At 52.4% G+C, this 21,045-nt stretch carries 18 protein-coding genes; 7 read left to right on the top strand and 11 right to left on the bottom strand.

What is annotated here, in order from left to right; all coding sequences use genetic code 11:
* Positions 1–5 precede the first annotated feature (5 nt).
* From nadA to ric, 7 genes are all read right to left on the bottom strand, one after another.
* Positions 6–1,049: a quinolinate synthase NadA gene (gene nadA / locus B051_RS0115995; protein ID WP_018479228.1), complete on the bottom strand. Its 1,044-nt coding sequence runs from the start codon at positions 1,047–1,049 to the stop codon at positions 6–8.
* A 17-nt stretch (positions 1,050–1,066) separates the two neighbouring features.
* Positions 1,067–1,540, bottom strand: coding sequence for an RrF2 family transcriptional regulator (locus B051_RS0115990; protein WP_018479227.1), 474 nt, complete (start codon positions 1,538–1,540; stop codon positions 1,067–1,069).
* A gap of 42 nt (positions 1,541–1,582) precedes the next feature.
* Positions 1,583–1,903 (bottom strand): metal-sulfur cluster assembly factor, encoded by a 321-nt coding sequence (locus B051_RS0115985; RefSeq protein WP_018479226.1) that lies wholly within the window; start codon positions 1,901–1,903, stop codon positions 1,583–1,585.
* Entirely contained in the window at positions 1,872–3,191 is a 1,320-nt protein-coding gene (locus B051_RS21470) for a hypothetical protein (RefSeq protein ID WP_018479225.1), read from the bottom strand. Before B051_RS21470 ends, B051_RS0115985 begins: the two co-directional genes overlap by 32 nt.
* 384 nt (positions 3,192–3,575) lie before the next feature.
* Positions 3,576–4,394, bottom strand: a complete 819-nt coding sequence (locus B051_RS0115970; RefSeq protein ID WP_018479223.1) for a DUF2249 domain-containing protein — start codon at positions 4,392–4,394, stop codon at positions 3,576–3,578.
* A gap of 2 nt (positions 4,395–4,396) precedes the next feature.
* On the bottom strand, positions 4,397–4,906 hold the full coding sequence (locus B051_RS0115965) for a hemerythrin domain-containing protein (protein WP_018479222.1): 510 nt from the start codon (positions 4,904–4,906) through the stop codon (positions 4,397–4,399).
* A gap of 75 nt (positions 4,907–4,981) precedes the next feature.
* Positions 4,982–5,938 carry an iron-sulfur cluster repair di-iron protein gene (gene ric, locus B051_RS0115960; RefSeq protein WP_018479221.1) on the bottom strand — a complete coding sequence of 319 codons (957 nt, stop codon included), beginning with the start codon at positions 5,936–5,938 and terminating at the stop codon, positions 4,982–4,984.
* Positions 5,939–6,130: 192 nt separating this feature from the next.
* Here ric and B051_RS0115955 point away from each other — a divergent pair, with 192 nt between their 5' ends.
* The gene (locus B051_RS0115955; RefSeq protein ID WP_018479220.1) at positions 6,131–9,430 is read left to right on the top strand and encodes a vitamin B12-dependent ribonucleotide reductase; all 3,300 of its coding nucleotides are present in this window, start codon (positions 6,131–6,133) and stop codon (positions 9,428–9,430) included.
* Positions 9,431–9,732: 302 nt separating this feature from the next.
* On the opposite strand, the gene B051_RS22210 is transcribed toward B051_RS0115955, so the two are convergent.
* Positions 9,733–9,948, bottom strand: coding sequence for a hypothetical protein (locus B051_RS22210; RefSeq protein ID WP_157578946.1), 216 nt, complete (start codon positions 9,946–9,948; stop codon positions 9,733–9,735).
* A gap of 639 nt (positions 9,949–10,587) precedes the next feature.
* Here B051_RS22210 and B051_RS0115950 point away from each other — a divergent pair.
* Positions 10,588–12,915, top strand: coding sequence for an ABC transporter permease (locus B051_RS0115950; RefSeq protein ID WP_018479219.1), 2,328 nt, complete (start codon positions 10,588–10,590; stop codon positions 12,913–12,915).
* Between the two features lie 73 nt (positions 12,916–12,988).
* Here B051_RS0115950 and B051_RS21465 read toward each other — a convergent pair whose 3' ends face one another.
* From B051_RS21465 to B051_RS0115935, 3 genes are all read right to left on the bottom strand, one after another.
* Positions 12,989–14,278, bottom strand: coding sequence for a hypothetical protein (locus B051_RS21465; RefSeq protein WP_018479218.1), 1,290 nt, complete (start codon positions 14,276–14,278; stop codon positions 12,989–12,991).
* 4 nt (positions 14,279–14,282) lie between these two features.
* Complete coding sequence (locus B051_RS0115940; RefSeq protein ID WP_018479217.1) at positions 14,283–14,726, bottom strand: hypothetical protein; 444 nt, start codon at positions 14,724–14,726, stop codon at positions 14,283–14,285.
* A 75-nt stretch (positions 14,727–14,801) separates the two neighbouring features.
* On the bottom strand, positions 14,802–15,446 hold the full coding sequence (locus B051_RS0115935) for a thioredoxin family protein (protein ID WP_018479216.1): 645 nt from the start codon (positions 15,444–15,446) through the stop codon (positions 14,802–14,804).
* A 206-nt stretch (positions 15,447–15,652) separates the two neighbouring features.
* On the opposite strand from B051_RS0115935, the gene B051_RS22055 reads away from it, so the two are divergent.
* The 5 genes from B051_RS22055 to B051_RS0115910 all read left to right on the top strand — a co-directional run bounded on the left by B051_RS22055 (position 15,653) and on the right by B051_RS0115910 (position 21,032).
* Entirely contained in the window at positions 15,653–16,102 is a 450-nt protein-coding gene (locus B051_RS22055; RefSeq protein ID WP_083919460.1) for a c-type cytochrome, read from the top strand.
* Positions 16,077–17,468, top strand: a complete 1,392-nt coding sequence (locus tag B051_RS0115925; RefSeq protein WP_071594903.1) for a cbb3-type cytochrome c oxidase subunit I — start codon at positions 16,077–16,079, stop codon at positions 17,466–17,468. The genes B051_RS22055 and B051_RS0115925 overlap by 26 nt, the downstream gene beginning before the upstream one ends.
* Positions 17,461–18,657: a proline dehydrogenase family protein gene (locus B051_RS0115920; protein ID WP_018479213.1), complete on the top strand. Its 1,197-nt coding sequence runs from the start codon at positions 17,461–17,463 to the stop codon at positions 18,655–18,657. The genes B051_RS0115925 and B051_RS0115920 overlap by 8 nt, the downstream gene beginning before the upstream one ends.
* A 110-nt stretch (positions 18,658–18,767) precedes the next feature.
* A complete protein-coding gene (locus B051_RS0115915) occupies positions 18,768–20,573 on the top strand; it encodes a hypothetical protein (protein WP_018479212.1) in 1,806 nt (601 codons plus the stop codon).
* Between the two features lie 6 nt (positions 20,574–20,579).
* A complete protein-coding gene (locus B051_RS0115910; protein WP_026236456.1) occupies positions 20,580–21,032 on the top strand; it encodes a 6-pyruvoyl trahydropterin synthase family protein in 453 nt (150 codons plus the stop codon).
* The last annotated feature ends 13 nt before the right edge of the window (positions 21,033–21,045 follow it).

The raw sequence follows: 21,045 nt of genomic DNA, 5'->3' as shown, positions 1-21,045 counted from the left end.
TAGGCCTAAGCGAATGCCAGCATACGTTCAATCGGCAGCAAGGCACGTTGCCGGATGTCTTCGGACAGATGCACGGCATACCATTGCTCTGCCTCCGTTCCAATCGCCCGCAGCGCCTGCAGGGTGCGTTGCATCGTGATTTGCTTCATGTGCGGACACTTGATGCAAGGCACGATGAACTCCTTCTCCGGATACATGCCCCGCAAAGTGGCACCCAAATCACACTCTGAACCCAGAATGAACTGATTGGATTTGCTCTCCCCTACAAAGCGAAGGATGTCAGACGTGCTGCCTACCACGCCGCCTGCCCCTGTCAGCGCATCGGCTACCGTGTTGTCCGGCACTTCCCAATGCACCAGTACCTGCGCTTCGGGGTACATCAGTTTGAGGCCGTTGATGCGTTTCGGCGTGAACTGTTCGTGCACCTCGCACTTGCCTTCCCAGAGGATGAGTTCTTTGCCTGTCTCTGCCTTTATCTTGTTCTGCAGGTTGCGTCCCATGAACAAATCGGGCAGGAAAATAAGTTTGTCGGAATCAAAGGAGCGGGCGATGTCCAGCGCGTTGCGTGATGTGCAGCAGATATCAGATTCGGCCTTTGTCTCGGCGTAGGTATTGATGTAGGCTACCACCGGCACGCCCGGATACTGCGCCTTCAGCCGGCGCACATCGGCACCGGTGATGCTCTCGGCCAAGGAGCAGCCGGCTTCAAAACTCGGTAGCAGCACCTGCTTGGCCGGGTTCAGGATTTTGGCGGTCTCGGCCATGAACTTCACCCCACAGAAAATGATGTTGTCGGCCTCCACGCTTTTGGCCGCCACGCTCAGGCCCAGCGAGTCGCCCACAAAGTCGGCTATGCCACCGTCAGAGTGCTGCACCTGCAGCTCCGGCGGCATGTAGAAGTGCGAGAGCACTACGGCGTTCTTCTCCCGCTTCAGTTCTCTTATTTCCTCCACCGCTTCCTGCAGAGCGGCAATCTCTTCGGTTTGGGCAAAAGGGTGCATGGCTCTGAGTTTTTCAGAGAAGGCGCCCCGTGTCAGGGTAGCTGTCATGGTATGCTGTTGGATGTTTAAGTTGTGCCGCGCAAGTCGTCTTGCAGCACTTCCTCGGGTTGGTTTTTGATGAAGTATTTGCCTGTTTTCACGTCGTCTACCAGGCTCTGTATCGTCTTCTCGCGGAACACCTGCAGCAGGTGATTGCGATATACCTTGATTTCATCGTGGAGCGGACAAGGATGCTTGTCGGAGCACTGCTTCATGCCCATGCCGCATTTTTTGAAGGCTTCGAGTCCATCAATGATGTTGACTACCTCCAATATGCTAATCTCGCTGGCCGGGCGGTGCAGAAAAAAGCCTCCGTGAGGTCCTTTGATGGAGGCAATGACGCCTTTGCGCACCATGTCCTGCAGGATTTTGCCCATGAAATGCACAGGCAGCTCCAGCTCGTTGGCTATCTCCTTTATGCCCACGCGCTTGCCTTCAAAGTCAGCCATCGCAATGTATACAATGGACCGCAGGGCATATTCTGTTGTTTTCGAAAGCATAACCTTTGCTTTAAATCTCCTCAGTCTCCGGAAGCAAATGTATCAGGTATTTCCCAGTAATCGCATTCCTTCTTCACTTATCATCTCGGGTGTCCACTGGGGCAGCCACACTAGCTCGATATCGATTTCCAGGTTAGGAAAGCGTTTGTCCAGCATTTGCCTGGCCGCCGTGGTGATGGTGCCACTCATGGGGCAACCGGGTGTAGTCAACGTCAGTTCTACCTTCAGTTTCTCCTCCTCTTCGTTGAGCTTCACTTTGTATACCAGACCTAGGTCCACAATGTTTATGCCCACCTCCGGGTCTATGATATATTTGAGCGCCTCATACGCCTCATCTATGATTTCCTGCTCCTGCGTTTTCATATGCGAATGGTTTTAAGTCTTTGACCTTGTGCAACAGCACCTTGAACACATTGCTGGCGTACAGCACGGCGGCTACGCTCAGCAGCACGGCCCCCAGCAGAATCACCAGTTGCTCGGCCAACAGCACCCCCGCCAGCAGAGCGATAAGCCCCACCAGATAGGCCACGTTCTGCCAGCGCAGCAGCGCCACGCTATACAGGTCCTTGGGCAGCGGTGTTTTGAAGCGCCCTACGTGGTCTTCGTAGCTGTGCATCCAGACGATGAAGGGAAGCGTTTTGAACGTCTGCCCCAGAATGAGCGCCGACACGAAGCCGAAGAACATGGAGAGGCCGTACACCAGGTATAGCGCAGACATCAGCCGTTGCGGTATGTCGAGTTGCAGCGTCACCACAAACACCAGCACCACCGGCAGTAGTAGCAGGGCAAGCGCCACAAAGGTCTGCTTCATGCCGAGGTCAATGTCAAGCCGCTTGGCAAAGGTTTTGGCCTGGTATACAAAGTGCAGAAAGCCTCCTATACCTGCCACCACCAGGGCAGCATATATTGCATTGTAGCCTGTCTGCAGGAACAAATGGTCAGCGGCAAAAAGCACCAACCCGCCGTTTATCAGGTAGTAAGCCAGGTGCAGGCCTTTGGTGTTTTCGGGGTGCGAGAGCAAGAACATCGGAATCAGTTTGGAGCCCACGCCCACGATGAGCAGCAGGAACCAGCCCGCCATACCCAGGTGCGCATGCAACTGTAAATAATGCAGGTGTTCTTTCGGCAGGAAAGCATACTGAAAGTTGAGCGCCATCAGCAACCCGACAAAACCTGTAGCCACCAGCCATACCACCGAGGTCACGATGAAATCTGCCTCTACCCCCCACTTCTTCACCTGCCGGGCGGTCTGCACCACGTTATACCCAAAGAGCAGAAAAGACGTGAAAAGCAGGCAGGCGGCAATGTGCATCGTTTCGCCTACCCAGAAATTCCAGAAGGAAACGGATAGCAGTATGGTACCTGTCGACAAAAGGGCAAAAGCCAGCATACCTAGCCTATCGCTGTAAAGGCGCACCTCCAGCACGACGGGCAGTAGCTGATATAGCGAACCAAAGATAATCATGGTCGCCCAGCCCAGCGCCGCCACGTGTGTAAGCGTGAGTAGTTTCGGATGGAAGTAGTGTCCGCCGAAGGCATCAACAGAGAAAACCAGCAGCAGGCACAGCACCACAAACGACACCGCCGCGAAGGCGTAGTGCGGCAGCACAAGCCATTTGGAGGGTGAGTTGGATACAGTTGCGGCGCTCATGGTAGTTTATTGTTGGTTGTTGGTTGATATCTGTTGGGGAACGATTGATTTGTCTTTCCGTTAATCAAGGGTACATTATATTCTTATAGAATCTTCAAATCTAGGACTCCAGCTAATCCTGCCGAGCCCAAATTCTCACCTCGAGGGGAGTTAGAGGGGTGTTGGCGTTTTGCTAGAAAATTTTGCTACTGGCTTTACACCCCCTAAAGTCCCTTCAAGGGGACATTCTCTATTAGAATTTAGACGCGCTCTGCCTCCTGAGAGGGATTAGGGATAGGTTAATCGCTTTCCAACCTCTTCTCCTCCTTGTAAAATTCCGAATTTATACTGCCAGTCAAAATGATAAAAATCAGTTTAAATGGAAGCATTGATACTCCCTAATGCCTACCTGTAAATAAGCAGGTATACCTCGTTCGGCCCTACTTCCTTTATGCTCACTTTGAATCCACGCTCCGTCAACTGCGGCAGCAGGAACTGTGGCACTTTGCGGTGGTGCACATACAGCGCCTCCTCAGCGGGCAGTGTTTCGAGTGCGCCTAGTATGGAAATCATGGGTTGTGGCATCTCCAACTGGCGCACGTCCAGTTGCTGCAGCTTGCCGCTATACCTGCCCAGTAGCGCGTCAAAGTCCTGTTCGGCCTCTGGCGCTGCCATTTCCAGCTTCTCCCCTGCACCCTGCTTTTTGAAATAGGTTTTCACCAGCATCGGTCCCAGCGTTTCGGTGTAGTAATCGAAGCCTTTCGGACGGATGATGGCGATGAGCGGAATAGGCTCAAACGTGTTGACGATGCAGAGCACCTGTTCCGTACGCAGCTTGTTCACAGCGTCCATAATCTGCAGAAAGGGGTCGTCGCCTTTGGCAATGGTGTCGCGCACGTCCAGCACGGTGGTGTCTTCCTGCTTCAGGTTCGCCATGAAGGCGGGTCGTTCCAATACATCTGTTTCCATGGGTATAGCCCGTTTGTTGTAACTTGGTGTTAATGCCACGCTGAAGCCCAGCGGCTGCAGCTTTTCATAGAAATCCTCCACCCGGCATTTGCCAATGCGGGCGGCATCGGCGATGGTGACCCGCGAGGCCAGCACCTTGCGCAGCACCGGGTTCCGCAGCTTCTCAAAGTGTTTGTTTATCGACACGATGGCCTCAATCGCCGCAGGGTTCTCCCGCAGGATAGTCGATATCCGGGTAGTGGCAGACAGTTCCATCGTTAAGCGGCCTTTGCTTTTTTCTCCCAGAAAGCGGGTTCGAACTCATCTACCGGCTCTTTCAGGTCATGCTCCAGCAGCCGGCTGATGTCAGCCAGTTCCTCCGGGTCGGCCACGGTTTGCAGGTAGGGGAACAGCTCGCGTTCCTCCCAGCGGATGTGGTCGGTCAGGTCCTGTTGCAATGTTGATATAAGAGACGTATTCAGGATTTTCTGCTCGTTAATCAATTCGATAATCGCTTCAATCAGTTGGTGCTCTTCATGCAGCCTGATGGCGTTCACATCATCTTCCGGCAAAAGTCTTTTCGCAATCACTTCCTCCTCCAGGCAGTGCGCTTTTAGAATGTTACTCCAGAAATACTGGATGTACTGACGCATCATCTCAAAGGGAGTGCCGTTGGCTATACCTTGTTTGAGCTTCCAGCAGAACAGCAGCCCGAAGTGGTGCTCCCGTGAGAGCGGCACCAGGCTTTTGTCGCGTTTCAGTGGCTTTGGTTTTGTTGCAGTTGTCATAGTTGCGGTGGGCCTTGCCCGTTGGGGTAATGGGGCAGACCACGGTTCCATCCACAGCCTGCCCTGCTATCCTTGTTACTTCAACACTTCTTTCTCCAGTTCCAGCGCTTTCGGGAACAGCACGTTGTTCTCCAGGTGGATGTGGCGGTGCAGGTCGTTTTCGAATTCCTCTAGCTTCGAGAACATTACTCTATACGTGGCACAGGCATCGGCTGGCAATGTAAAGTCGTTTGTCAACTTGCGGATGGCCTCCATTTCGCCACCGGCTGACTCGTGCTCCATCTCCATCATGTTGATTGGGTTCTGGATGCTGCCGAAGGCAGGACGGTCTAGCTTCACGCCGTTCTTCTTGGCCTCTTCCATCTGCTTGATGAATGGGAACAGCACGCGCTCCTCTTTTGGCATGTGGGATTCCAGTTCGTTGGCAACGTTCACAAAGTGCTTCGCTACCTCAATCACCTCGGGGTGACGGCCACCGTGCACGCGCGCCACTTTGGTGGTGTATTCGTACAGCGCAGGTATAGCCTCACGCACATAGCTGTGGTGCATGTTTACGATGTAGTCGCCCAGGAAGCCCAGCTCCCACTTATCGTATTCATTTCCGCGTGATGTCTCGGCGGTTTTCTCTGGCATGGCGTTCAGTTCCTGCTCCAGTTGTTCCTGGCTGATGCCTTTCTCTTCACAGGCCTGCTTAAGCGATTTCTTGCCGTTGCAGCAGAAGTCGATGCCATATTTCTTGAACACCTGCGCCTTGCGGTAGTCCTTGGCTACGAGTTCGCCTACGGTCTCCCCTTCTTCCGGTGTCAGTTTGGATATTCTCACTTCCCATATTTCCGGTCCCTGTAACAGGTACTCCCACTTGAAGATATTGCCGCGCTCACCCAGCAGCTGGTAGTACAGCGGCTTCGGGTCGTGGTCGTTGTGAATCACAAAAGCTTCGCCGCCATTCAGTTTGTCGAACCACTGGAAAATGGTCGGGTGCTTCATGCGGGGTTCCAGTACAGTAACGTCTAATTTTTCTATGGTTTCCATGGTGTTTTTGTAAATGATTTGGTCTGTTATAAATGATTGCCGATGTAAAGGTATATACGTGTTCAACAAATTAAAAGATAAAAAGGTCTTTTTTTCTTAAATATTTTTCTGATATATTTATCAAACCAATTACTGGATTTTAGACAGAAGTCAATAAGCTGATAATCAAATCATTAAACTAATAGCCATTTTATGAAAAAAGAGAAGACGAAAAGCGGGGGCCTCACCATTCCCCGCTTTTTTACCCGGCAAGGTGAGAGCGCCTATACCTTGTTTGATTATGAAAAAAGGTCTTCTACCATCCGCGACCCTACCGGAGCAATCGTGGCCGAGATACAGGACGTGGAAGTGCCTGCGAACTGGTCGCAAATTGCGACAGACATACTTGCTCAGAAGTACCTGCGCAAAGCAGGTGTTCCGCAACCGGATGGCAGCACGGGAGCAGAAAAATCGGTTAAGCAGGTGGTGCACCGTCTGGCCGATTGCTGGAGAAGCTGGGGTGAAGGGAATGGCTATTTTAAGACCCAGGAAGACGCGCAGGCTTTTTACGATGAGCTGGTGTACATGCTCCTCGGGCAATATGCCGCCCCCAACTCACCGCAGTGGTTTAATACGGGTCTCTACTCCTCTTATAGGTTAACTGGCAAAGCGCAGGGACACTATTATGTAGACCCCAAAACCGGGAAGCTGAAAGAGTCGACTTCGGCTTACGAGCGTCCGCAGCCGCATGCCTGTTTTATATTGGCGGTAGATGATGACCTGGTGAACAAAGGCGGTATCATGGACCTGTGGGTGCAGGAAGCCCGCATCTTCAAGTATGGCTCCGGGGTGGGTACGAACTTCTCCAGCATCCGGGGCAAAGACGAAGCGCTGGGCGGTGGCGGCAGCTCCTCTGGCCTGATGTCTTTCCTGAAAATTGGCGACCGTGCGGCCGGGGCGATTAAGTCCGGTGGCACGACGCGACGCGCGGCCAAGATGGTGTGCCTCGACCTGGACCACCCCGAAATTGTGGAGTTCATCAACTGGAAAAAAGAAGAGGAGAAAAAAGTGGCAGCCCTGATTGCGGCAGGTTACTCCTCTGACTACAATGGTGAAGCTTACCAGACCGTGTCGGGCCAGAACTCGAACAACTCGGTGCGCATTCCGAACTCCTTTTTTAAGGCACTGCAAAACGATGAGCCGTGGCACCTTCGCGCCCGCTCTACTGGTAAGGTGATGCAATCTATACCTGCGCGTGCGCTCTGGGACCAGATAGCCGACGCCGCCTGGTCCTGCGCCGACCCGGGACTGCAGTTCGACACGACTATTAATGAGTGGCATACCTGTCCCGATGAAGGACCTATCCGCGCCTCCAACCCGTGCTCGGAGTACATGTTCCTCGACAACACGGCCTGCAACCTTGCCTCGCTCAACCTGATTCGCTTTTTCGATGAAGCTACGCAGACTTTTGATGTAGCCGCTTACCGCCACGCCTGCCGTCTCTGGACCATGGTGCTGGAGATTTCGGTGCTGATGGCGCAATTCCCTTCCGAAGAAGTGGCGCAACGCTCTTACGATTACCGCACCATCGGGCTCGGGTATGCCAACCTTGGTGCTTTGCTGATGGTGCAGGGACTGGCCTACGACAGCGACGAAGCACGCACGGTAGCCGCCGCACTCACCGCGATTATGACGGGTACTTCTTACGCCACTTCCGCCGAGATGGCCGCCGAACTGGGCGCTTTTCCGAAGTATAAACCCAATGCAGAAGCCATGCTACGCGTCATCCGCAACCACCGGGCGGCCGCGTACAACACACCTGATGCCTACGAAGGACTGGCTATACCTGCGCAGCCGCTTGACCCTACCCTCTGCCACGAGTACCTGCACCAGGCCGCCTGCTCCGCCTGGGACGAAGCTCTGGAACTGGGCCAGAAACACGGCTACCGCAACGCACAGGCCACGGTTACCGCCCCAACGGGCACCATTGGTTTGCTGATGGACTGCGACACGACGGGCGTGGAGCCTGATTTTGCGCTGGTGAAGTATAAGAAGCTGGCCGGTGGCGGTTATTTCAAAATCATCAACCAATCTATACCTGCCGCGCTGCGCAAACTGGGCTATACCGAAGCCGAAATGCAGGCCATCGTGAACTACGCCAAAGGCCATGCGACATTCAAGGGCGCTCCGCACATCAACGAGACTTCACTGGCTGCTGCCGGCTTCACACCAGAAGAAATCCAGCAACTGGAAGCAGGCCTCTTGACGGCCTACGATGTGGCCTCGCTGTTCAGTGTCTACAATCTGGGAGAAGCTTGCCTGCAGCGGCTGGGTTTTGTGCCCGAGCTCTACAACCTGCCCGATTTCAACCTGTTGCGCGCCCTGGGCTATACCTACCAACAGATAGAAGAAGCCAGTGACTTCGTATGCGGCACTATGACGGTAGAAGGCGCGCCATACCTGCGCGAAGAACATTACCCGGTGTTTGACTGCGCCAACCGCTGCGGGCACAAGGGCAAGCGCTTCATCAAACCCGAAGGCCACATCCAGATGATGGCCGCCGTGCAGCCCTTCATTTCGGGGGCCATCTCCAAGACCATCAACCTGCCCAACGAAACCACCCGCGAAGAAGTGGCCCGTTGCTACCACCTGTCCTGGGAACTGGGACTGAAAGCCTGTTCGATTTACCGCGACGGCAGCAAGCTTTCGCAGCCGCTCTCGTCGAGTAGCCAAAAAGCCGAAACCGACAAAGCCCCCGACGCGGAAGCGCCGCAGACCGACAACAGCATAAGTGCCGAACAGGTGTTGCAGGCGGCCAAAGCCATACTGGAGGACGCCGCCAACGAGCCGTTCCGCAAGCAACTGGCCCATATGGTGGAGCGCCGCAAACTGCCCGACAAGCGCACCGGTTTCACCCAGAAAGCCAAGATTGACGGCCATACCGTGTACATTCGCACGGGCGAGTACCCAAACGGGGAACTGGGCGAAGTGTTCATCGACATGTACAAGGAGGGCGCTTCGTTCCGCTCCATCCTCAACTGTTTCGCCATTGCGGTGTCGCTGGGCCTGCAGTATGGCGTGCCGCTGGAAGAGTTCGTGAACCGCTTCACCTTCACCCGCTTTGAGCCGGCGGGCCGCGTGGAGCACCCAAACATCAAGTCCGCCACCTCGGTCTTCGACTACCTCTTCCGCCTCCTCGGCTACGAGTACCTGAAACGCGAAGACCTTGTGCATGTGCCGAGTGAGAAGATCCCGGAACCGGCCGCGCCAGTCGCCCTGGCTATACCTGCCGTCGCCACGCCAGCGACCCAGCCCGAGCCGGCCACCGACGTGAAAGCCAATGGCTATACCCTGGTGACGCAGAGCCGCACCGTGCTGATGGAACAGACCCAGCAAGTACTGGCCAGCATGATGGGCGACGCCCCCATCTGCAACGTCTGCGGCCACATCACCATCCGCTCCGGCACGTGCTACAAATGCCTGAACTGTGGGAACAGTCTGGGGTGTAGTTGATTGAATGGAGTAGAAATGAAACAGGAGCGTCTGAGTATAGACGTTCCTGTTTCTATTTACGATAGGATTGGTCAGTTTATAAAAGACCTATATTAGCTTTTTTTCAATGCATATAGTGCGTGTATGTCTTAGGAAGATTGAAAATGAATCCATTATCCATACAAACACATCTTCCCATATATTGCAGATAAACGTCACTGTGACGTTTACACAGTAGTTAGCTGAATTAAAAAGTGTATCATGTCCCCTACTGACACCCATGATTGGGGAAGCAGCAAATTAGCATAACAGCACACAAACTTTTACCAAATGGCGGGGGCACATAAAGTGACAAATCCTGATTCTTTTATCTCGGTTTGATTGGTCGTGTTTTCTTCGCTTTCGTTCGATTTAAATGTACTGCTACATTGACCAAGTACCACCCAAATAATTACAAAAATTAGAATCGTACTGAAGCATCCTCCGCCTAATTTTTTAGCACCATAGCCAGCAAGCAATCCTCTGAATAAGTTATTCATAGTAGTATTCTTATGTTTCTCGTTAGAAACGATATTTGGAATATGTAGTTTTATATACTTGCCCAACAGTTCCTAAAAAGTTATTTGCATAAGGTTGTATGGTAGGCTCGCTACTTTGTCCTGGTCTAAAGGAGTGGTAAGGTGGAGTATGGGAGCTAAACGTAGAGAAATTGCAAAGACGAAGGTTAGAGATTTTCTTGAGTATAGCGCAGAACACTATACTGAAGAAATAAAGTGGTGAAAAACACGATACGCCAACAAAGCACAAAGATTACGTTCGGCTGACGCCTCACACATTGCATGTGCGAAACCGTAAGCAACAATGCCCTTCCTTATAACCCGACAAATGCTCTCAGACAACTAAGAAACGTTTGACAATCCTAACAATAAGCTTCTCCACGGCAAACACCCACTGAGATAATTTAAGTGCCGCAGTCTCATTTGAGTGTATCAAATCGTACAGTTGAGTGTTCGAAATCGAACAGAGTCTACTAAACAGTTGATTGAAGTTTAACCAAACAATTGTCTAAAATGGTGATAACTAATTAGTTGAATTTAGGCATTAACTTTGCCAATGGCATTGAAAGGAATTCCCCTTAGTATGTAGCCTCTTTTTAATAAAAATCAACACTTTACGTCGTGATAAGGAACAATCTCAAAATCGCTTTACGGATACTCTGGAAAAACAAGCTTTTTTCATTAGTCAATATACTGAGCTTGTCACTGAGTATGGCGGTTGGTGTTATTCTTTTCACAGGCCTGAAAGCCACTCACGATACAGACCATTTTCATCCAAAGTTAAATCAGATAGTGCGGATACTCACACAAGAAACAAATGAGGTGGAACAAACCAAATGGGCAACAGCTCCAATGCCTTTGGCGCCTCAAATTGAAAGTATCTCCTTTATTGAAAAAACGGTGAAAGTGCGCCTGGCTGGAAAACATAACTTGCAAACCGAAGGAGGTGATGTACCTATTGACATAAAATTTTCAGAGCCTTCTTTTTTTGATGTTTTTGGCTTTAAACTGTTGTCAGGTAATGCACAAAGCCTTATTGATAATCCCACTTCCCTTTTTTTAACTGAAAAAACAGCAGAAAAGATATTTGGCAACACTAATGCTGTAGGGCAAACTGTTCAATTTGAAAAATTAGGTTCTTATACCGTTGCCGGAATTATTCAGGACCCGCCTTTAGAATCACACCTACCCATCGAGGCAATGGGTTCTATTCATGCTGCTGAAATGCTTGAGAAGAAAGGAGCAATCCCTAATAGTTCTCAAAATTGGGGAGACTATAAGAGTTCAGCAATTTATGCACGTTTAAAATCAGAAGATGATTTAAAGCAGCTCAATACCACGCTCCAAAACTATAACCAGAAATTGGATAAGAGCAGTCTTCAATTTTTGGCACAACCCATAGAGGCTATCACCCCCCGAAACAAAGACATCAAAAATGACCACAATGCGGGCACCGATTGGACGGGCATAAATACACAGCTATTTTTGATTCTAGCCTTAACCCTTTTATCTGCTTTCAACTATATCAGTTTGACATTGGCACGTGCCTTCTCCCGGGCGAAAGAAGTAGGTATTCGCAAAACCTTAGGCGCAACAAGAGGCCAAATTATTGGTCAGTTTTTAATAGAATCGACCCTGATTGCCCTATTTGCTCTGTTGTTTACATTGCCATGTGTTGAAATTTTAACGCACTTTATACCTGAAATGGATGTGGCGTTTTCTTATGATACAATCTTAATGTTAGGCTTGTTGACCTACGCAGTTATCACAGGCTTAGTCGCAGGGGCATTTCCGTCATGGCTATTGTCAGCGTTTCAGCCCATACAGGTTTTGCGTAAAATGAAGAATATCAAACTGTTCCGGAGTATTGCTGTTTACAAAGCTTTGATTGTCGTACAGTTTTCAGTGACCATCATGCTGATGATAGTCGTTGTCATAGTAGCTGATTATGAAATGAAAAATCTTGCAATCATCAAATCAACTGTGTCACCTAATATCCTGACACTTGATTTAAGAGGTGAAAAATATGAAAACCTGCAAAACGAAATAAGCCAGCTAAGCCAGGTAGAGACGACTTTGGCAACTAACTGGTATTATAAACCGATGCAAAAGGGCAAATCTTCTGTAACATTAAATGATAAAATATTGGAAATGTATTACGTAAGTATTGACCCTAAAACAATTGAAACAGAAGGTATCAGCTTAAAATCGGGACAGAATTTTCCTGAAAATATGCCTCAAAGTGCTGAGCAATATGTGTTGGTGAATGAAGCTGCCGCAAAATTACTGGAGTCTGAATCGGAGACTTTAGTGGGGCAAACGCTATTACTGGACTCTGCCTATGTACAAGTCATTGGCATCATGCCCAATGAAATTATTGGCGAAACAAATCCTTTACTATACAGGTATTTGCCAAATGAAATAGCCACCTTGACAATAAAAATAAATCCAAATACAGAATTGGAAGCAACCAAAGCTATTCAATCCATATGGGAAAACCATTTTCCTGAAAAAACAGCAAATCTTCAGAATTTAAAAGATGGTTATTTAAGAATTGGAGATAGATTAGGTTCTATTGGAGGCTTAGCCCTTATCGTCATGACAATAGCTGGTCTGGGCATTTTAGGCATAGCCAGTTACTCCGTAGAAACACGCACTAAAGAATTGGGTATAAGAAAAGTATTGGGAGCAAGTAACAAAGAACTGGTGTGGGTAGTTACCCGTAATTTTGGCATTCTTATCCTAATTGCAGGACTTATTGGTGTTCCGGCTGGCTTGTTTGGCGGTGATTTAATTAGACAAGATTTAGGCAGCAGTCTTGTTGATTTAAGTTTTATAAATGTAAGCATAGGCTTTGGTTTGGTTGCCATAGTCGGGCTACTGACTGTCCTATCCCAAACCATTCGGGCGGCACATATTGAACCTGTAAACGTTTTAAAAGTGGAGTAAAAGAGGTTTCCGCTTTAAGATAACAACGCAGTCTAAAATACTTATTGACATTCTTAATCCTGCCAATCCTGATTCAGACAATCCTCCCCATCCCACTCACCTTCAACCCCCGCTGCCCCAGAAACAACAGCACCAACCCCAGCGGCATCGGTACACTCGCCCAGAACATCAGCCAGTTGAAACTCGGCAAAGCCGTCAGCCCCAGCCAGAGCAACGTGCCCTGCCCGAACAGCATCAATTCCGTAGCGAAGAAGCCTGCCAGAAACAGAATCAGTCCGATACCGCCATATCGGCCGAGTCGGTAGAGGCCTTGCTGCAACAGGAAGGCCAGCATAAACAGCGACACGAAACCCAGTAACGACAGGTGCAGGTAGCCAATGATAAAGTAGCGTAGTTTGTAGGCCAGGTCCGCCATATACGGAAAGGCAGAAGCGGTTTGCAAGGCCAGTTTCAACACCAGAAACAGGAGCGATAGACCTACCAGGGCACGTACCCATGGCTGGAGCAAACGCTTCGTTTCAGACCATACCTGCGCGATGACTTTGAACAGGTAATACCCGCCCACCACCTGCATGGCCACAGCCACATAGCCGATGGCGTATACCCAGTCTGCCGGTTGGGTCCACAGCACCGAGAGCGCATAGGCTGGCAGACAGGCCAGCGCCAGCCACCAGAAAGCACGCACGGCCCAGCTTCGGTTGAAGTATACTTGGTGGTGCTCCAGAAACCAGAACAAAAGCCCGAGCACCGCAAAGGTGAACCAGCCGTTGTACTGGAAATGCAGGTAGAAATAAATGGCCGAGTAGTAGAGTTCACCGCCGATGGTGCCCTTCGCCATAATCGGCCCCATGGCCCACGGACCGATGGAAGACACCAACATGAACAGCAAAGCCGCCCCGATGTACTTCAGGGAAGTGCCGTGTGTGCGGGTGTCGACGTTAAGCTGCACATGCTGCCAGTAGCTGCGGGCAAACCAGTAGCTGAGCAGGATGTGCATCGTCGAGAAGGTGATGGAAAAGAGCGCATAGCCCTGCACAGGGAAGGTGAACAGCATACCCAGCACCGATACCTGCGTCAGGAAAAACTGCCTCCGGAACGACTTGCGCTCAGTAACTGTTGCAACCGGAAAAATGTAAAGCAAAGCTGCAAAAAAGGCGCAGTAGAGCCAGCCCAACAAAGCCACATGCGAGTGCGCATGCAGAAAATATTTGAAGTTGACGCCCTCCACCGGCGACACCAGTAGCCAGCGCAGGAAAAGGCCCAGCAAGGCCACCAGCACAAAATACCCCAGCGCGATACGTGCCCGCACCAGGGTATCCTGTCCTATGTTTAACCTTGCTTGTCTTTCCCTGACTTCCGCCATTCACTTATTTGAAATAGGTGGTATAGGCCTGCAAATGGGTGCTGATGCGTCCTAAGGCCGCTTCAGCGCTGGCTTCGTCTTTCTCGGCCAGCAGCTTCACGTCCGCCATCAGGGGCTCCAGGTAGGTGTGCAGCATATCGTGGGCCGCCCCTTTCATGGTGCAGTCCTTGAACATCAGCTGCAGTTCCGCTTGCATGGCCTGTCCCAAGTCATTGTACGCCTCGGCCGTTTTGTTTTCCGCCTGCTGCTCATACTCTTTCACCAGTGCCTGCAACTGCTGCACGTGCCAGTTGGTTGGCTCGTCAGCCTGCCAGCGCTCGGTGCCGTTCAGGGATAGCACCTGCGCCTCTTCCTGTACGACTTCGGTGTGTTGCGATTCCAGGTCGGTGTCGTGCCCGCACATGGATACCAGGCTAGCCAAAATAATATAAACGAAGGTGAATTTCATGTTTAGTTTCGGTTAGGTTTAGTAGATAGCTTAAAACTGTATAACAAAATCGGCTCCGGAAAATTACCGCTTTGCTCAGGACACGAGTTCCTCATCGGCTCGCGCCACAGGTATAGCACGCTTCACCAACTCCAGCAAATCCTGCTGCATGGATTTGCTCCGGTCTTGGGCGTATAGGGTGTGCACCAGCGTACCGATTTCCTCTTTCGTGGCATTCGGATACTTGTCCTTGAACTGCAGCACCTGCTCCATGATTGCCATCGGCCGCGGGCCCCACGTGAAGAGGCGCTCGTTGGTATCGGCGTTCATGCAGACCAGTTTGGGTATGGCGCGGCTGCCGTTGGTAAGGCAGGTATCCATCCAGTCGGGGTTCTCATCGCGCAGCAGGATGGTCAGCTCGATGGTAGGAACGGCCTCTGAAATAGCAGCCAGCGCTGGCAGTTGCTGGGCGCCGTCGCCGCACCAGGACTCCACCAACACCACCCAGTGCCACTCCGGGCGCGGCTGCTGCAGCGCGTCCAGCAATTCCGGGTTGATAGCAAATTGTTTCTCCACCCGCTTCATGCGATGCTGGTTGAGTTTGGTGAAGGCAATGCGCTCATCGGTCTGCTCGGGGCCGGTGGTGCCGTTCTGGCTCACAAGTTCATCTACCAGGGTTTTGTAACTGGCGTAAGTAAGCGGGTTTATCAGGTCTGGGAAAAAGGCGTTCGGTGTATGCATGTCTTAACTGAATTAACAATGCAAGTTTAAGCAAGTATACCCACCCGCAAAATGACTTAAGTCACTTAGGTTCAACCATAAAAACAGCATTTATCACTTGTAAAAGAGAATAGACAGAAAATGACCTATGTCATCATTCTGCCTGACTATGCTCATTTCTGCCGCCTGCCAGCCGGCCTAACTTGTGCCTGCAACCAACACCGCCTATGCCTTACTTCCTACATCGTGTGATGCGCTCCCCAACCGGACAGCTGAGTGTTTACAGCAGCCTCTTCGTAGCGTTTGTTCTGTTTACGGGCTATGTGTATGTGGCGGAGGTGCCTGCTGTGGCCATGGGCGACAGACAGGAAATAGCCTTAGAGGGCAAGCAGCTCTGGCAGCAGCACAACTGCTCTTCCTGCCACCAGTTGTATGGACTGGGCGGGTATTTAGGGCCAGACCTCACCAACGTGGTGTCCGACAAAGGTATACCTTACGCCAAGGCCATCATACGGGGCGGAACCGGCACTATGCCCAATTTTAAACTTAGTGAGCAGGAGGTGACGGCCCTGCTGGCCTTCCTGGAGCACGCTGATAAGACCGGGAAAGTATCCCGTGAACATTTCAGGATAGACTCCCTGGGCCAGATACATGCAAAGGAGGTGGCAGGTGAATAGGCAACTGGGCTCGCTATACCTGATGACGGGTTTAATGTTCCTGCTGGCGGGCGTGGCCTTCGGTGTGCTGGGAGGCCTGGTATACCTGTTCCCGCAGGAGCTGCGCGACGCCTTGCCTTTCACCCGGCTACGGCCGCTGCACGTTTCTTCCATCGTGTTCTGGATACTGTTCTCCTCCATCGGCGGGCTATACCTCTACCAGATAAAGAAAGACGGGAAAAATATCAACGGCTATACCTTGGGACACCTGCAGTTCCTGCTCCTGCTGACGGCGGCCGTCACCATCATGTGCTGCTACCTGGCGGGTATCTTCGGAGGGCGTGAGTACTGGGAGTATCCTCCCGCTTTGGCTATACCTATCGCCGTCTCGTTCCTGCTGCTGGGAATCAACTTTTACAAGTCTGTGCGAAGGGAGAAAGGACCATGGCCCATCTACCGCTGGATGTGGGCGTCGGGCATCGTTTTTTTCCTCCTCTCCTTCTCCGAGTCCTACTTGTGGCTGCTGCCCTATTTCGGTGACCACTTAGTACGCGACATGGCCGTGCAGTGGAAGTCCTACGGCTCGCTGGTCGGCTCCTGGAACATGCTCATTAACGGCGGGGCTTTTTACCTCATGTGCCGGCTCAGCGGCGATGCCAGCCTGGCCCGGAAACCGCTCACGTTCTTCTTCTTTTTCCTGGGGCTCTTCAACCTGATGTTCAACTGGGGCCATCACATTTACGCGCTGCCTGTCAGCAACACCATCCGCTATACCGCCTACCTGGTCAGCATGACCGAGCTCCTCATCCTGGGTAAGATTATCTGGACCTGGCGCAGCTCGCTCTCCGATGCCCGCAAGAACGCCGGTCTGCTGCCATACCGCTTCCTGATTGCGGCCGACGCCTGGATATTCTTGAACCTCTTCATGGCCATCCTGATGTCTATACCTGCCATCAACCTTTATACCCACGGCACCCACATCACCGTGGCACACGCCATGGGCACCACCATCGGCATCAACACCATGCTGTTGCTGGCCTCCGCCTGCTACGCCTGCACCCGTTACTTCGGAGGGTTCAGCGCGGCACAGTTGCGCCGCATCATGCGCGGCCTATACCTGAGCAACGGTTCGCTGCTGGTGTTCTGGGTGGCGCTGATTGGGGCCGGCGTGGGCAAGGCCGTGCTACAGGTGCAGACACCTGACTTGCCACATGCGCTGCTCATGCAGCAGCTCCGGCCTTGGTTCATTGCTTTTGCCATCTCAGGGGTAGGCATCGCGGCAGGTATAGCCTTCGTGGCCTTGCCTCTGCTACAAACCTTGCTGCTGCGCCGTGCTAAACCGGAACAACAGCCTCAACCAGAAAAGGAAATTTACGCATATGAATAACACCATTTTACAACAGACCAAATCCTTCGACCCGGACAACCTGGAGGTTGCCTTTGGTACGAAGTCGGACCACGAACTGCGCCTGGCGCACCTGCTCTTCAAGATGATGGGCAAACCTTCGCTGGTCAAACTCGGAGGCATCGCCACCATTTGGGCGCTGAAGCTGGGGCTGCCGGTAAAGGGGCTCATCCGCAGCACCATCTACCGCCACTTCTGTGGCGGCGAGACGGCGCAGGAGGCCCAGCGGGCCATCCGCAGGATGGCGAATGCCCGCGTTCAAACGGTGCTGGACTATGCCGCCGAAGCGCAGGAGGACGAACCTGGTTTTGACTTTGTGCGGGACGAAATACTCCGCAACGTACGTCTGGCCAAAAGCACCGGCGACATCCCCTACATCAGCGTGAAGCTCACCGGCATCGGCTCCCGCGACATCTTCGAGAAACTGCAGGACCAAAAGCCCCTCAGCCAGGAAGAGCAGGCGGCCTTTGCCCGCACCGAAATGCGCCTCGACATGATTTGCAAGGCAGCCGCCGAGGCCGACATTACGGTATACCTCGATGCCGAGGAAAGCTGGCTGCAGCAGCCCATGGACGAGCTGGCCGAAAAAATGATGCTCCGCTACAACGAGCACCGTGCCGTCGTCTTCAACACGCTCCAGATGTACCGCACCGACCGCATTGCTTACCTGACTGACCTGCTCAAGCGCAGCGATGGCTATGACGTGGTGCTGGGCATCAAGATTGTACGCGGCGCTTACCTCGAGAAAGAGCAGGAACGCGCCGCAGAGCAGGGCTACCCCTCTCCAGTCTTCACAGTGAAAGCCGACACCGACCGCAGCTTTGACAAGGCCATTGACATCTGCCTGGAGAACCTGCACCGGGTGGAACTCTGCGCCGCCACGCACAACGAGGCGAGCACCCGCTACCTGGTAAACCAGCTCAACCGGCACACGATGGTGGAGTACCACCAGCGCATCCACTTCTCACAGCTCTACGGCATGAGCGACAACCTGACTTTCAACCTGGCCAGCGCGGGCTACAGTGCATCCAAGTATCTGCCTTACGGCGATGTGAAAACCACATTGCCTTACTTAATCAGGAGAGCCGAGGAAAACACCTCCATCGCCGGACAGATGAGCCGGGAGTTGAGCCTATTGGCGGCGGAGATGAAACGCCGGAAGCTGCTGTAGCATCTTCCTGTCTCCACTCAGAGTCCCTCCTCGTAGCCCGCTCGCATGAGGTGAGCGGGGCGCAAAAACAACCAGTAATCAACCAGTAAATCGATACAGCATTTTCATTCATGATTAAAAACACACCGCACACCTTCCACATCCCGGTTATGGGTTTGGCCTTTTCCATTGACTCGCCCATGAAAGTGGCGCAGTACGGCATTTCCTCGGTTATATCCCTGAGCGACGATACCCTGCTGGAACAGATGCGCGAGCACTACAGCCAGGTATACCAGGAGCCTTTCATGCCCATCACCACCAAAGATGAGGACTACCGCGCCCGACGCGTGACCGCCTACCTTGACTTAGCGGACCGAATCGTAGCCAGGCAGGTACAAGTGATGAAGCGGGACACCTTTGATGCGGAGTCCCGGTTGACCCGGTATTTCCTGCTGCTGCCTGACTCATCGCCTCTGAAGACGCTCTACCAGAAAATGGTGCAGACCTTCAACCCGGAAGTGAAGAAGAGCATGCAGGAAGCGTTGCGGCAAGCCGTGGTACCGGGCAGCATCGATGTGAACATCATGACGAAACTCGACAAAACAAACTACGACAAAGATGGCAATCCGCTTCCGTCGGAGTACTCAGATGCGCTGGCCGCACTGCGTGGTTTTGCGAATAGCACCGTGCATGCCTCGGTTATTTTCTCGGCTGGCATGAACATGCGCCTGTACTCTTACCTGGAGCAGTTCCCCTGCTTCTTCCCGGACGAAAATGGTTACCTGCAAAAGCAAGTGGTGATTAAGGTGAGCGACTACCGCTCGGCTTTCGTGCAGGGCAAGATATTGGCCAAGAAAGGCATCTGGGTGTCGGAGTTCCGCATTGAGTCGGGCCTCAACTGCGGCGGCCACGCCTTCGCCACGGACGGTTACCTGCTGGGGCCGATACTGGAAGAGTTCAAGCAGAACAGGCAGGCCATGCAGGAAGAGCTCTATACCTTGTACAGCGCCGCGCTCAGAACGAAAGGTATAGCCACCCCGGAGCAGGCGCCCACGACGCACATCACCGTGCAGGGAGGTATAGGTACCTCAGCAGAGCACGATTTCCTGCTCCAGCACTACGGCCTGGATGCAGCCGGCTGGGGAACGCCTTTCCTGCTGGTGCCCGAAGCCACCACCGTGGACGCCGACACCATGGAGAAGCTGGCCAGAGCCAAAAAAGAAGACCTATACCTGAGCCCGATATCGCCATTAGGCGTGCCCTTCAACTCCCTGCGCGGTACCAGCAGCGAGGCGTTGACATTGGCGCGGATAGCGAAAGGCAAGCCTGGTAGCCCTTGTGAGAAAAAACACCTGGTATCCAACACTGAATTCACCAAGGAGCCCATTTGCACGGCCTCCCGTAAATACCAGCGCAACAAGCTAGTGGAGTTACAAGGATTGGGCTTGCCAGAGCAAGAATACAAAGCGGAAGAGGCAAAAGTACTGGCGAAGGAGTGTCTCTGCGAAGGCTTGGCCAACACGGCATTGGTAAAACTAGGTATAGCACGCAAGGCCGTTGCTTCGCGGCCGGTAGCCATCTGCCCCGGCCCGAACCTGGCTTACTTTTCCAACATCTTCAAGCTGCAGGAGATGGTCGACCACATCTATGGCCGCGTGAACATTCTCAACAACACTTACCGCCCGCACGTGTTCATCAACGAACTCAACATGTACGTGGCGTATTGGAAGAACAAGAAGGAAGAGCTGCAGGCCACCATGACGGACAAGCAGGAGAAATACCTGCAGAGTTTTTGGCAGAATCTGCAGCAAGGTATAGCCTACTACAAAGAGATACTGCCCACCCTCTTCCAGGACCAGTTGGAGAAGCACGTGCTGATGTTGGATGAATTGTTAGAAGCAGAGGACCAATTGCAACTGGCCAACCAGAAGGTATAGCAGCTTATGAGTAGAATACGATTGACCCGCCTGTTCACGTTTGAGGCAGCGCACGCTTTGCAGAATTACAAGGGCGGTTGCCGCAACATACACGGACATTCCTATCGGTTGGAGGTGACCATCATCGGCACGCCTATCGTGAACGAGGCGCACCCAAACGATGGGATGGTAATGGACTTCAAGGAGCTGAAAAAGTTGGTGCAGGAAACGATTGTGGAGCCGATAGACCATGCGCTGCTGCTGCGCCAGGATGCGCCGCAGGAACTGGTGGAGGCGCTCCGACACCTGAACCACAAACTGGTGCTCACGCCTTTCCAACCGACCTGCGAGAATATGCTCATCGACTTCAAGCAGCGCATCGGACACCTGCTACCGCCCAACGTGGAGTTGCATAGCCTCAAGCTCTGGGAAACGGAGAAGTCCTTTGCCGAGTGGTACGCCGCCGACCAAGTGGATTAAGGTGCGCTATACC

The organism is Pontibacter roseus DSM 17521 (assembly GCF_000373265.1).
In the GTDB taxonomy this organism is placed as follows: domain Bacteria; phylum Bacteroidota; class Bacteroidia; order Cytophagales; family Hymenobacteraceae; genus Pontibacter; species Pontibacter roseus.
The sequence above is the reverse complement of the archived record's forward strand: the minus strand, read 5'-3'. Positions and strand labels throughout refer to the sequence as shown.

Coding starts and splice junctions, on each gene's coding strand:
- nadA (WP_018479228.1), bottom strand. CDS start 1,049: ATGACAGCTACCCTGACACGGGGCGCCTTCTCTGAAAAACTCAGAGCC.
- B051_RS0115990 (WP_018479227.1), bottom strand. CDS start 1,540: ATGCTTTCGAAAACAACAGAATATGCCCTGCGGTCCATTGTATACATT.
- B051_RS0115985 (WP_018479226.1), bottom strand. CDS start 1,903: ATGAAAACGCAGGAGCAGGAAATCATAGATGAGGCGTATGAGGCGCTC.
- B051_RS21470 (WP_018479225.1), bottom strand. CDS start 3,191: ATGAGCGCCGCAACTGTATCCAACTCACCCTCCAAATGGCTTGTGCTG.
- B051_RS0115970 (WP_018479223.1), bottom strand. CDS start 4,394: ATGGAACTGTCTGCCACTACCCGGATATCGACTATCCTGCGGGAGAAC.
- B051_RS0115965 (WP_018479222.1), bottom strand. CDS start 4,906: ATGACAACTGCAACAAAACCAAAGCCACTGAAACGCGACAAAAGCCTG.
- ric (WP_018479221.1), bottom strand. CDS start 5,938: ATGGAAACCATAGAAAAATTAGACGTTACTGTACTGGAACCCCGCATG.
- B051_RS0115955 (WP_018479220.1), top strand. CDS start 6,131: ATGAAAAAAGAGAAGACGAAAAGCGGGGGCCTCACCATTCCCCGCTTT.
- B051_RS22210 (WP_157578946.1), bottom strand. CDS start 9,948: ATGAATAACTTATTCAGAGGATTGCTTGCTGGCTATGGTGCTAAAAAA.
- B051_RS21465 (WP_018479218.1), bottom strand. CDS start 14,278: ATGGCGGAAGTCAGGGAAAGACAAGCAAGGTTAAACATAGGACAGGAT.
- B051_RS0115940 (WP_018479217.1), bottom strand. CDS start 14,726: ATGAAATTCACCTTCGTTTATATTATTTTGGCTAGCCTGGTATCCATG.
- B051_RS0115935 (WP_018479216.1), bottom strand. CDS start 15,446: ATGCATACACCGAACGCCTTTTTCCCAGACCTGATAAACCCGCTTACT.
- B051_RS22055 (WP_083919460.1), top strand. CDS start 15,653: ATGCCTTACTTCCTACATCGTGTGATGCGCTCCCCAACCGGACAGCTG.
- B051_RS0115925 (WP_071594903.1), top strand. CDS start 16,077: ATGCAAAGGAGGTGGCAGGTGAATAGGCAACTGGGCTCGCTATACCTG.
- B051_RS0115920 (WP_018479213.1), top strand. CDS start 17,461: ATGAATAACACCATTTTACAACAGACCAAATCCTTCGACCCGGACAAC.
- B051_RS0115915 (WP_018479212.1), top strand. CDS start 18,768: ATGATTAAAAACACACCGCACACCTTCCACATCCCGGTTATGGGTTTG.
- B051_RS0115910 (WP_026236456.1), top strand. CDS start 20,580: ATGAGTAGAATACGATTGACCCGCCTGTTCACGTTTGAGGCAGCGCAC.